General features: G+C 62.6%; 9 protein-coding genes. 1 reads left to right on the forward strand and 8 read right to left on the reverse strand.

Annotation, left to right across the window (positions count from 1 at the left end; all coding sequences use genetic code 11):
- Positions 1 to 46: 46 nt before the first annotated feature.
- Complete coding sequence (locus ACX82Z_RS02135) at positions 47 to 1,369, reverse strand: ABC transporter substrate-binding protein (protein ID WP_459586506.1); 1,323 nt, start codon at positions 1,367 to 1,369, stop codon at positions 47 to 49.
- A gap of 144 nt (positions 1,370 to 1,513) precedes the next feature.
- The gene (locus ACX82Z_RS02140; protein ID WP_459586507.1) at positions 1,514 to 2,455 is read right to left on the reverse strand and encodes a sugar-binding transcriptional regulator; all 942 of its coding nucleotides are present in this window, start codon (positions 2,453 to 2,455) and stop codon (positions 1,514 to 1,516) included.
- Positions 2,456 to 2,711: 256 nt separating this feature from the next.
- On the opposite strand from ACX82Z_RS02140, the gene ACX82Z_RS02145 reads away from it, so the two are divergent.
- Complete coding sequence (locus ACX82Z_RS02145) at positions 2,712 to 4,715, forward strand: putative bifunctional diguanylate cyclase/phosphodiesterase (RefSeq protein WP_459586508.1); 2,004 nt, start codon at positions 2,712 to 2,714, stop codon at positions 4,713 to 4,715.
- A gap of 9 nt (positions 4,716 to 4,724) precedes the next feature.
- Here ACX82Z_RS02145 and uxaC read toward each other — a convergent pair whose 3' ends face one another.
- The 6 genes from uxaC to ACX82Z_RS02175 form a co-directional block, all read right to left on the reverse strand.
- Complete coding sequence (gene uxaC / locus ACX82Z_RS02150) at positions 4,725 to 6,119, reverse strand: glucuronate isomerase (RefSeq protein ID WP_459586509.1); 1,395 nt, start codon at positions 6,117 to 6,119, stop codon at positions 4,725 to 4,727.
- Positions 6,119 to 7,405: a TRAP transporter large permease gene (locus ACX82Z_RS02155; RefSeq protein WP_459586510.1), complete on the reverse strand. Its 1,287-nt coding sequence runs from the start codon at positions 7,403 to 7,405 to the stop codon at positions 6,119 to 6,121. Before ACX82Z_RS02155 ends, uxaC begins: the two co-directional genes overlap by 1 nt.
- Complete coding sequence (locus tag ACX82Z_RS02160; RefSeq protein WP_459586511.1) at positions 7,402 to 7,902, reverse strand: TRAP transporter small permease; 501 nt, start codon at positions 7,900 to 7,902, stop codon at positions 7,402 to 7,404. The genes ACX82Z_RS02155 and ACX82Z_RS02160 overlap by 4 nt, the downstream gene beginning before the upstream one ends.
- 106 nt (positions 7,903 to 8,008) lie before the next feature.
- Positions 8,009 to 8,986 carry a C4-dicarboxylate TRAP transporter substrate-binding protein gene (locus ACX82Z_RS02165; protein ID WP_459586512.1) on the reverse strand — a complete coding sequence of 326 codons (978 nt, stop codon included), beginning with the start codon at positions 8,984 to 8,986 and terminating at the stop codon, positions 8,009 to 8,011.
- A gap of 14 nt (positions 8,987 to 9,000) precedes the next feature.
- The gene (locus tag ACX82Z_RS02170; RefSeq protein ID WP_459586513.1) at positions 9,001 to 10,230 is read right to left on the reverse strand and encodes an AGE family epimerase/isomerase; all 1,230 of its coding nucleotides are present in this window, start codon (positions 10,228 to 10,230) and stop codon (positions 9,001 to 9,003) included.
- Complete coding sequence (locus ACX82Z_RS02175; RefSeq protein ID WP_459591217.1) at positions 10,227 to 10,955, reverse strand: GntR family transcriptional regulator; 729 nt, start codon at positions 10,953 to 10,955, stop codon at positions 10,227 to 10,229. The genes ACX82Z_RS02170 and ACX82Z_RS02175 overlap by 4 nt, the downstream gene beginning before the upstream one ends.
- Between the last annotated feature and the right edge of the window lie 4 nt (positions 10,956 to 10,959).

Raw genomic sequence — 10,959 nt, forward strand, 5'->3', positions numbered from 1 at the left:
CCGCCCAGTGGAGGATATACCGGACGGGGCGCGCGCGGGGAAAACGCTACTGGATGTAGCCGGCCCGCGTCATTTCGCGCACGGCGGTCTGCTGTGCGGCGGCAAGCGCCTGATCGACGCCCATCGAGCCGGAGACGGCGGCTGCCATCTGCTGACCGACGGCCGTGCCGAGACCCTGGAACTCGGGAATGGCGGCGTATTGCAGGCCGACATAGGGCTTGTCGTCACCGGCGGACGTGTCGGCGTTTTCGATCGCCTGAAGCGTCTGCTCGGCGAAGGGCGCTTCCGACAGGTACTCCTGGTTCTCGTAAAGCGAGGTGCGGGTGCCGGGCGGCACGTTCGACCAGCCTTCGTTTTCGGCGACGAGTTCCAGATAGGCTTTCGACGTCGCCCATGAAATGAAGGTCTCGGCGGCCTCGGCCTTTTGCGAGGAAGCCGGGATCGCGAGCGACCACGCCCACAGCCAGTTCGCGCCGTTGTTCGGGCAGTTCTCGATGCCGCAGGGGAATGGCGCGAAGCCGACATTGTCGGCGACCTGGCTCTCTTCGGGGTTGGTCACGAAGGAAGCCGCGACGGTCGCGTCCATCCACATGGCGCAGCGGCCCTGATTGAACAGCGTCAGGTTTTCGTTGAAGCCGTTCGAGGCCGCGCCGGGAGGACCGTAATTGGTCATCATGTCGACATACTGCGTCACGGCTGTCGTCCAGCCTTCGCCTTCGAACTGCGGCTGCCATTCGGCGTTGAAATAGTTGGCGCCGTAGGAGCGGGCCATCGCGCCGAGGAACGCCATGTTTTCGCCCCAGCCCGGCTTGCCGCGCAGGCAGATGCCATAGACGTTGTCGTTGGCTTCCGAAATCTGGCGCGCCGCATCGGCGATGAAGTCCCATGTCGGGGCTGCGGGCATCTCGATGCCTGCGGCTTCGAAAAGGTCCGTGCGGTAAAGCGTCATCGCGCTTTCGGCATAGAAGGGCGCGGCGTAGAGCGTGTCGTCGCTGGAAAGCGCGCCACGGATCGCAGGGATCAGGTCGTCCACATCATAATCGTCGCCCAGATTGTCGAGCGGCAGGAGCCATTCGTTCTCGGCCCAGATCGGAACCTCGTAGGTGCCGATGGTCATGACGTCGAACTGGCCGCCACCCGTGGCGATATCCGTCGTCACGCGTTGGCGCAGCACGTTTTCTTCCAGCGTGACCCAGTTGAGCTGAATGTCGGGATGCTGCGAGGTGAAGTCCTCGGTCAGCCCCTGCATGCGGATCATGTCGCCATTGTTGACCGTCGCGATGGTCAGGGTTTCCTGCGCACCGGCGCTTCCGGCCGTCGCGACTGCGAGCGCGGCGCAACCCGCGAGGTAGGAAAATCGGTATCTCATCAGTTCCTCCCGAATGAGAAATTGCGTAAAATTTTGAGCAATTGCCATTGCTTTGGGCAATTACTCACGCAGTGCAGCAAAAAGTCAATGCGCAATCGTTGCTGCATTGCGGTATCGAATACTTGGCCTGTGGACGTTGCGATGTCAGGACAGGAGCGCCGAGGCCGTTGCCTCGTCGGTGATCAGCCCGTTGATGAGGCCGCCTTTGAGTGCTCCCGCGATGCCCGGCGTCTTTGCCGGTCCCTTTCCGATGCCGATGACGAGACCGGTGTCCCGTGACGGGATCGGCGCGCTCGCGACCCGGTCATTGGTCAGGCCGGGCAAAAGGCGACCCTGCCGGTCGAACACCCATCCGACGATCTCGCCGACCGCACCGGCGTCGTTGAGTTCACCCAGTTCGGCAGGCGAGAGGAATCCGTCCACGGCAAGCGGTGCTTGTCCACCAAGATCGCCGATGCCCAGAAAGGTCACGTCGGCTTCAGCCGAGAGTTTGAGCGTCGCCTCGATCATCGGCTGCTTGTGGAGCAGGTCGCGCTCGGCCGCAGACGAGGCGATGACGGGCAGGGGCATAGGAAACGACCGGCACTTCACCTTGTCGGCCATGGTGAAGATGACGTTGTAGAAGGCGGCCGAACCGTCAGGCGCGATGTTGCCGGTCAGCGAGACGACCTTGTGCTGGGGGCAGTCCATCGTCGGCAGCTTCTCGATCGCCGCCTTTAGAGTACGTCCGGTGCCGATCGCAATCGTGATCGGATCGTCCGCCGAAAGGCGACGTTCGAGTTCTGCGGCGGTGGCCTCGGCGACGCCCACGGTGGTGGAAGGCGAATCCGGATCGCTCGGCACGACTTCGGCGAGTTTCAGCCCGAAGCGCTCGCGCAGCCGCGCTGCAAGGTCGAGGCAGGCTGCGATCGGATGGTCGATGCGCACCTTGACCAGACCCTCGCGCACGGCCTGCGAGACGAGACGCTGGGCTGTTTGACGCGAGACGCCGAGCTTGCGGGCGATGTCGTCCTGCGTGTTGCCGGCTACGTAATAGAGCCAGCCGGCACGTGCCGCATCGTCGAGGCGCAAGCTGCTGGTCGCCATGAAAACCCATCCCGAAGACTGTCGTTGCCAGTCGAATGACTACCGCGAGTTCGGCGGATGCGAAAGGACAGTATGCAGAGCCGACGCCTTGAGGTTCGAAAATCGCGGATATCGCCGGCCTGCGAGTCCGTGCAGGCGGAAGGATAAAGGCGCACCACCACCGCGCATACCTCCCGATTAGCGAATTCTTCAGCGATGTTGTGTGAGAATTTTCTTTCTCAGGTCGAAAGACCAGTCGTGGCGGGTGGTATTTTTCATGATGACTGTCGTGGCGTGCATCACGCAGCTCCACAATCTATGGCTTGTCGGTCTTGCCGCGCTTGTGTGCATGACCGGCAGCTTTGTGACGCTCGATCTTTATGCGCGATCGTTGACCGAACGCGTTCGACAAAGGATCGGCTGGACGTTTCTTGCATCGATCGCCGCGGGAGCTTCGGTGTGGTGCACGCATTTCATTGCGATGCTCGCCTATGAAGTGAACGCGCCGGTCACCTACGACCCTATTTTGACCATGCTGTCCCTGATCGTCATCGTTCTGGGAGCGGGGCTTGCATTCCGGCTCACCCAGATCGGCCACGCCATCGTTGGCGGCGCAGTGCTCGGTACCTCCATTTCCGCCATGCACTTCACCGGTATGATCGCCTACCGGGTGGACGGTTTCGTCAACTGGAATGCCGGCTATGTCGCGGCATCGGTCGTCATCGCAATTGCCGGCTCTGCCGTCGCGCTGAGCTACGTTAAAAACCGCGCGATCGCGCTCACCGCGCTCGTGGCATCGGTGGTCGGACTGCATTTTACCGCCATGACCGCCGTTTCGGTCGAGCCTTTCGTTACGGGTGCGCCGGTTTCCGGCTCGCCGGCAACCATCGTCATGGCCATCGCCGTCGCGGGCGTCGGGCTTTTGATCGTGGGTACGGGGCTTTTAAGCCGGATCGTCGATGCCGACATGGCGGAGGAAAATGTCGACGCCTTGCGCCGCATGGCTCTCTATGACGCGCTGACCAATCTGCCGAACCGGGTGAGCTACACCGATCACACCGAACGCGAACTGTCGCTTGCCGCCTCGACCGGCGAAAAATGTGCGGTTCTCGGCATCGACCTCGACAGGTTCAAGGAAATCAACGACACGCAGGGACATGGCGCGGGCGACACGGTGCTGCGTATCATCGGCCAGCGATTGACCGATGCGCTGCGCGGCAGCGAGTTCGTTGCCCGTATGGGTGGCGACGAGTTCGCGGCGACGAAGCGGTATCGATACGATCACGAACTAGAGGAATTCGTGCGCCGCATCGAAGCGGTGCTGTTCTCGGAGGTTCGGATCGGCGAGTTTTCCACGTCGCCGGGCGCCAGCATCGGCATCGCGACCTGGCCGAGCGACGGTGAGACTGTCGACCGCCTGACCGCCAATGCCGACCTTGCCATGTATCGCGCGAAGGCCGACCATACGCGTGCGATCTGCTACTACGAGACCGGCATGGACGAGCAGGCGCGCGCGCGCCGTGAACTGGCGGCGGATTTGCGCCATGCGCTCGAAAACGACGAATTCGAAATCCACTATCAGGTTCAGATGCAGGTGGCGGCGCCGCAAAACGTCATCGGCTACGAAATCCTCCTGCGCTGGACGCATCCTCTGCGCGGTTCCGTTCCGCCTTCGACGTTCATCCCGGTCGCAGAGGAAACGGGCCTTATCATACCTATCGGCGAATGGGTGTTGCGCACGGCGTGCAAGGCTGCCGCCGCTTGGGAGCGTCCGGACCGGATCGCGGTCAATCTTTCGGCCCTGCAACTGGCGCACGCGGATATTTCCGATCTGGTCGCCGGCATCTTGGCCGAGACCGGCCTTGCGCCCGAACGTCTCGAACTCGAACTGACCGAATCCTGCATCATTCAGGACAAAAAGCGTTCGCTCGATACGCTTCGCCGCATCCGCGCACTCGGCGTCACCATCGCGATCGACGATTTCGGCACGGGTTATTCGTCGCTCGACACGCTGCGCTCGTTCCCGTTCGACCGGATCAAGCTCGATCGTTCCTTCATGAGCGAACTTGAAGATTCCATGCAGTCGCGCGCCATCATCCGTGCGGTGCTGGCGCTCAGCCGCAGCCTCGACATTTCGGTTCTGGCCGAAGGCGTGGAAACGCCGCGCCAGCTCGAGCTGCTCCGGCAGGAGGGGTGCGACGAGGCGCAAGGCTTCCTGCTCGGCCGGCCCGGACCCGTCCCGACCACGGCGGAGATAAGTCCGAGCCGTCAGGTCGCCTAGCTACCTGGTTTACGCCAGTCTATAGGCTTTTGCCGCCAGATCGCCTGCAAGGCTCGTTGCCAGATCGAGCGCTTCATGCTCGTCGAGGCGGTGGGTGGTCACGAGGTCGGCGAGATATGCGCAATCGGTTCGGCGCGCGACGTCGTGCCGTGCCTTTATCGACGTTACTGCACGCGTGTCGTCGTTGAAGCCAGCGGTATTGTAGAAGCCGGCCGTTTCCGTGACCGACCGGCGATAACGCGAGATGCCTTCGAAGCTGTCGTGGAACCACCAAGGCGGGCCGAGAAGCAGGCAGGGCCACGCACCTGCGAGCGGGGCCAGTTCGCGCGCATAGGTCGCTTCGTCGAGCGTAAACAGGACCAACCGGAAATTCGGGTGAAGACCGACTGCATCGAGCAGCGGCTTCAGAGCCTTCGTGAACGATACGGGCACTGGAATATCGAACCCGCGGTCGCGTCCATATCCGGAAAAGACGTCGCGCGAGTGATTGCGGTGCGAGCCTGAATGCAGTTGCATCACAAGCCCGTCCTCGGCCGACATACGCGCCATTTCCGTCAGCATCTGCGCGCGAAAGAGTTCGGCTTCGCCTTCATGGAGCTTGCCGCTGCGCGCGCGTTCGTAAAGGCTTGCGGCCTCGCTTTCGGGAAGGTCGGCCGTTTGCGGTGTCGCATGGCCGTGATCGGTCGCCGTCGCGCCCAATTCGCGAAAAATTGCCCGCCGCGCGCGGTGTGCGTCGAGATAGCCGCGCCACGTCGCAGTGCTGATGCCGGATACCGATCCGAACTCTTCCAGATTTCCGGTAAAGCCGGGAACGTCTGGATCGGTCACGACATCGGGGCGATAGGTCGGGACGACGCGCCCCGTCCAGTCCAGCGCGCCAAGCTTGCGGTGCCAGGAAAGATCGTCGAGCGCACCGTCAGTGGTCGCGATGACGGAAATGTTGAAACGCTCGTAAAGGCCGTGCGGCCTGAACTCGTCCTTCGGCAGGCAGGCTTCAATTCTGTCATACGCGGCATCGGCGGTCGAGGCGGATAGCCTTTCGGTGATGCCGAACAGGGTTTCAAGCGAATGCTCGATCCAAAGCCGTGACGGCGTGCCCTGAAACAGATGGAAGTTCGAGGCGAACATTTTCCAGATGGCGCGTGGATCGGTCTGCGCATCGTCGCCGATGCCGATATCCTCGAAGGAAATGCCCTGGCTGACCAGCATGCGCGTGACGTAGTGATCGGGCGTGACGAACAGCGTCGCCGGGTCTGAAAACGCTTCGTTGGTCGCCCACCAGCGCGGTTCGGTATGTCCGTGCGGCGAGACGATCGGCAGGTTCTCGACCTCTTTGAAAAGGTCGCGCGCGATCTTGCGGGCAGCCGGGTCGGCAGGAAAGAGACGGTCGGGATGAAGCGGCATCACATCAGCCTGTTTGGAAGGTAAAGCACGATCTGCGGGAAGAGGATCATCAGCGAGACCAGTGCGAGCACGGCCAGCGCGAAGGGGATGATCTCGATCGAATAGCTCTTGTAGGAGCTTTTCAGGATGCCGCAGACGGTGAACATCGACACGCCGACGGGCGGCGTCATGCCGCCAAAGGTCAGGAGGGTCATCATGATCAGGCCGAAATGAACCGGATCGACACCGGCGGCGGTGATGACCGGAACGAGGATCGGCGTCAAAAGCATGACGAGAACCGTTGCCTCCACGAACATGCCGATGACGAGCAGGAAGCCGGCGATCGTGAACAGCAGCACGGTCGGGTCGCTCATCGTCGTCAGGGCGACCTGCGCGATGGATTGGGGCATGCGCTCGAAGGTGAGGACATAGCCGAATGTCCCGGAAAGCAGGATGATCAACATGATCATGCCGATATCGCGAATGCTCTTTTGCAGGGCGTCGAAAAGAACGCCGAGCGTCATCGTCCGATAGATGACGAAGCCCACGAATAGCGCGTAGACGATGGCGAAGCCACCGGCTTCCGATGGTGTGAAGAAGCCGAACCGGATGCCCACGAGCAGCCAGACGGGGAACATGACCGCCCAGAAGCCGGCCTTGAATTCGCGCCAGACCTCGCCTCCGGTCGGCAGCCGATCGTTGATCGGCTCATAGCCACGCCGCACCGCCATGACCCACGTTACGAACATCAACAGGACGGTCAGGAGGACGCCAGGTGCGATCCCGGCGATGAAGAGCCGGCCGATCGAAACCTCGCCCAGATAGCCATAGAGGATCAATCCGAGGCTCGGCGGCAGCGTTGCGACGATCAGGCCGCCGACCGAAAGGACGGCAGCGGTAAAGCCCCGGCTGTAGCCCTGCGCGATCATCGGCTTGCCGAGAATTCGCGCCTGCATGGCCGCGTCGGCGACGGCCGATCCCGAGATGCCGCCCATGAGCAGGCTGAGAACCACCGTCGACTGCGCGAGGCCACCGCGGAGCCAGCCCGCCAGCGTGGTCGCAAGTCCGATCAGCCTCGGCGTGATACCGCTGCTGTTCATCAGGTTGCCGAGAATGATGAACAGCGGAACCGCGAGCAGCGGAAAGGACTGGCTGGCGGCGACGATGCGCTGCACGGCGGTGCTTTCCGGCAGGAATACGGACGGCAGCAGGAAATAGCTCGTTCCGGCGATGCCGATCGCGAATGCGACCGGCATGCCAAGAATGATCAGGCCGAGCGCAGCCGCCAGGATCAGTCCCGAAATCATATGACGGTCTCCGTCGCGTTCTCGTCGGATTCAAAGATGTTGAGGAGGCCATGCGTCCACAAACGGCGCAGGATCGTGATCGCGAGCAGGATGCCGCCGACCGGCAGAGCGAGCGTCACCAGCCCGTAGCTGAGACCGGAGGTTGCGAGCGGTCGCTGCCAGTTTCCGGCCGAAAGCCAGAAACCATGCCAGATGATGAAGCCGAGGAACGGCAGGATAAGCAGCACGCTCAAAGCAGCCAGCGCGCGGCGCATCGTCGGCCCGCAGATGTCGGGCAGGGCGGTGACGCGGATATGATCACCCGCCTTCATCGTCAGATCGGCACCCAGCATGCAGGACCAGATCAGAAAGAGCATGGCGAACTGGGGAGCCGAGGCTACGGGCATTCCTACGGTTCGGCCGACTGCCGCGATAAGAACCGCGATCACCATCGCCAGGACGGCGACGAGCGCGAGAACGAATTCGAGCCGGTCGTAAAGTTTCCAGAAAAGTGCCATCGGTTCAACCTGTTGTGGCAAATGGCGGATATGTCTCGATCTTCATCGCAGACGGGCCGCCATGGCGGCGGCCCGGCCCGATCCGCATCGGGCTGTGCGTTTGGCTTCAGTTGCCCGAAGGCAGGTAGGGCTGAAGCGCCTCGCGGGCCTCGACCAGCCCGACCTCTTCGTAGACCTTCAACGTCGCTTCGCGGAACGGGGCGAGATCGACCTCGTTGAAGGTCACGCCCGCCGCTTCCATTTCCGTCTGCACTTCCGCCAGACGCTCGACGGTCATGCGCGTCGCTTCGTCACCGGCCGCCTTCAGTTCCTCATCGACGATTGCGCGCAGATCTTCCGGCAGCGACTGCCACCAGGTTTCCGAGGTCGCGAGGCCGGTGAAAAGCTGGATATGGTTGGTAAAGGCGATGTTCTTGGCAACCTCGTGCAGACGGATGCCGAATGCGCCGGTGAGCTGGGCTTCCGCACCGTCGATCGCTCCAAGCTGCAGTGCCGAATAGACCTCGGACCATGCCATCGGCGCGGGCGTTCCGCCCATGGCCGATACGGTCGCGACCCAGCTTGGCGCATCGATCGTGCGCACGCGGATGCCGCTCAAATCGGCCGGGGCATTGATCTCCTTGTTGGTGATCATCTGCCGCGTGCCCTGGAACCAGTTATAGTTCAGGAGGCGAATGCCGGAACTGTCGGCGAGTTCCTGTACCCATTCCCCGTAGACCGGTGAGTCGGTGATGGCTGCGTATTCGCTGTAGTCGTCGACAAGATAGGGTGCAGACAGGATGCCGAGCTCTGCATGAAGCGGCGCGAGGCGTCCTGCATCGACGAGCGCGGCAATCGGCGCGCCGTTGCGGATTTGCTCGAGAACGTCATTGTCCTCGCCAAGCTGCGAGCTTGGATAGATCGTCACTTCGACCTGGCCTTCCGTGCGCTCCTCGATGCGCTCTTCGGCCTGCTGCATGGCGATGACCAGCGGATCGGTCGTCGGCTGCGATGTCGAAAGGTTGAGCGAATATTGCGCCGTTGCGGCGGTGGTCGTCAGCGCCAGCGCGCCGGCAAGCGTGAGCAGTCTGGTATGTGCGGTCATTTAAAGTCTCCTCCTTAAGCCGTGATGAAATCCGAATGTGCGGTATGGCGTGCGGCGCCGCATTGCCAAAGTCCGGCGCGATGTCCCTCGGTGACGAACAGTGCAACGTGGTAGACGAGCCGGCTCAGTGCCTCCGGCCACAGGACCTGCCCGCCCGAGTCCAGCCGGTTCACCCACAGGGGCAGGCCGGATGCGGGCTGGAAATACCGGGTGAAAATGAGGTCGGCGATGCGGTTCGCGCGGGCGGCGTGGCCGGTATGAGGCTGCGAGATGGCAAGCGCGGCATGGAACTTGCCGGCTTCGGTCAGCGGCCACAAAAGATGCGTGTCCTCGACGACCACGCCATTTTCGTCGACCGCGTCGAAGGGCGCACCAGCTTGCGTACCCTCTTTGCGGACCCCGAAACGTTCGACGAAGTCGATCATATTGGCGGCCAATTGGCGCGGCTCTTCGATCCGGTGAAAATCCGCGTAGCGATGCAGGAGCCATGCCCACTCGAACTGGTGTCCGGGTTCGCGGCGCGATCCGTCCGAACTTTCCGCCGGGCCGAGGTCGCCAGCAACGAATTCGCGGACCGCGCCCGTCGCAGGATCGATCAATTTGTCGCGTGCGATGGCGAAGAGCGCGTCCGCGCGATCGAGCCATACCGTGTCTTCGCTCATCTCGAAGGTCTGAAGCAGGGCTTCGAACATATGCATGTTCGGGTTTTGCCCGCGCAGGTCGCCAGGCTGCACGCCGCGCGCAGCCATGGCGTCGCCTTCGAAAAGCGAGCCGTCGCGCGGATCCGTCAGCCGGCTCTCGATGAAGGACCAGCAGGCGTCGACGCGCGACTGGGGTACGATATCCGGCGCAGCTTTTCGCAACGTGACCAGCGCCAGAAGCGCGAAGGATTGATCGTAGGTTCGGCGAAGCCGCGCCGTGGGTTCGTCGCGGGATGTGCCGTTCGCATTCACGGCGAAGCGATAGCCTCCATCCGCGTCGCGCAGATGCGTATCGAGAAAGGAATAGACTTCGCGGGCCGCATCGAGCAGGCGTGTGTCGTTCGTCACCAGATAAAGATGCGCCAGCGTGAAGGCCACGCGGGCCTGCGCCAGTGTCGTCTTCGGTTCGTTCGCATCCACCGGCTTGCCGTCAGGCCCGAGCCGCTCGTAAACGCCGCCATGCCGTTCGTCGCGCGCCAGCCTATACCAGCGCGGCATGAAATCCGTGGCGAAATACGCGGGGGAGAGGTGAACGACGCTCATGCGTCCAACTCCGGCAGCTTGAGATTTTGGCCGACGAGGTCGTCGAAATATTCGGGAGCCGAAGCGATGACCGCAGGCATGTCGTCCAGGATCTGTCTCAGATGAAGGCGCATCGCATTGTCGGCGGCTTGCGCGTTTCGGCCTTCGATCGCGTCGACGATCGTGACATGCTGCGCAAGAAGCTGGCGCAACGGGAACTGGCGCGCGCTTAAGTGGCGCACGCGGTCCATCTGCGTCTTCAGGGGCTGCAGTATATCCCAGCTCGCTGTCTGCTCGGCCTGCGTGGCCAGCATGCGATGGAACGCCTCGTCGAGTTGCAGGAACGCGCCTGCGTCCGTTTGCTCGACCGCTTTGCGTTGTATCTCGAGGTGTTCGCGCAGCATGGCGATGAAGCGCGTGTCAGGTGCCGGGCAAAGCAGCCGCGCGATGTCGACCTCGACGGCTTCGCGAACGAACCGCGCCGACATGACGGCGGAAACATGAATGCGGCTGACATAGGTGCCGCGTTGCGGCCTGATCTCGACGAGCCGCTCTTCGGAAAGTTTGATGAAGGCTTCGCGGACCGGTTGCCGGCTGACGTCGTACTGGGCCGCAACGTCCACTTCAGAAAGGCGTGTGTTGGGGAGCAAATCGCCGCGCACGATGCGTCCGCGCAATACGCGGTAGAGCCGCTGCCCCACCGGTCCGCTGCGGTCTTCGTCGTCCTTGCGGACTGTCATCGACACTGCG

This window comes from Aliihoeflea sp. PC F10.4 (assembly GCF_054612275.1).

Coding starts and splice junctions, on each gene's coding strand:
- ACX82Z_RS02160 (WP_459586511.1), bottom strand. CDS start 7,902: ATGGCACTTTTCTGGAAACTTTACGACCGGCTCGAATTCGTTCTCGCG.
- ACX82Z_RS02170 (WP_459586513.1), bottom strand. CDS start 10,230: ATGAGCGTCGTTCACCTCTCCCCCGCGTATTTCGCCACGGATTTCATG.
- ACX82Z_RS02135 (WP_459586506.1), bottom strand. CDS start 1,369: ATGAGATACCGATTTTCCTACCTCGCGGGTTGCGCCGCGCTCGCAGTC.
- uxaC (WP_459586509.1), bottom strand. CDS start 6,119: ATGCCGCTTCATCCCGACCGTCTCTTTCCTGCCGACCCGGCTGCCCGC.
- ACX82Z_RS02145 (WP_459586508.1), top strand. CDS start 2,712: ATGATGACTGTCGTGGCGTGCATCACGCAGCTCCACAATCTATGGCTT.
- ACX82Z_RS02155 (WP_459586510.1), bottom strand. CDS start 7,405: ATGATTTCGGGACTGATCCTGGCGGCTGCGCTCGGCCTGATCATTCTT.
- ACX82Z_RS02140 (WP_459586507.1), bottom strand. CDS start 2,455: ATGGCGACCAGCAGCTTGCGCCTCGACGATGCGGCACGTGCCGGCTGG.
- ACX82Z_RS02165 (WP_459586512.1), bottom strand. CDS start 8,986: ATGACCGCACATACCAGACTGCTCACGCTTGCCGGCGCGCTGGCGCTG.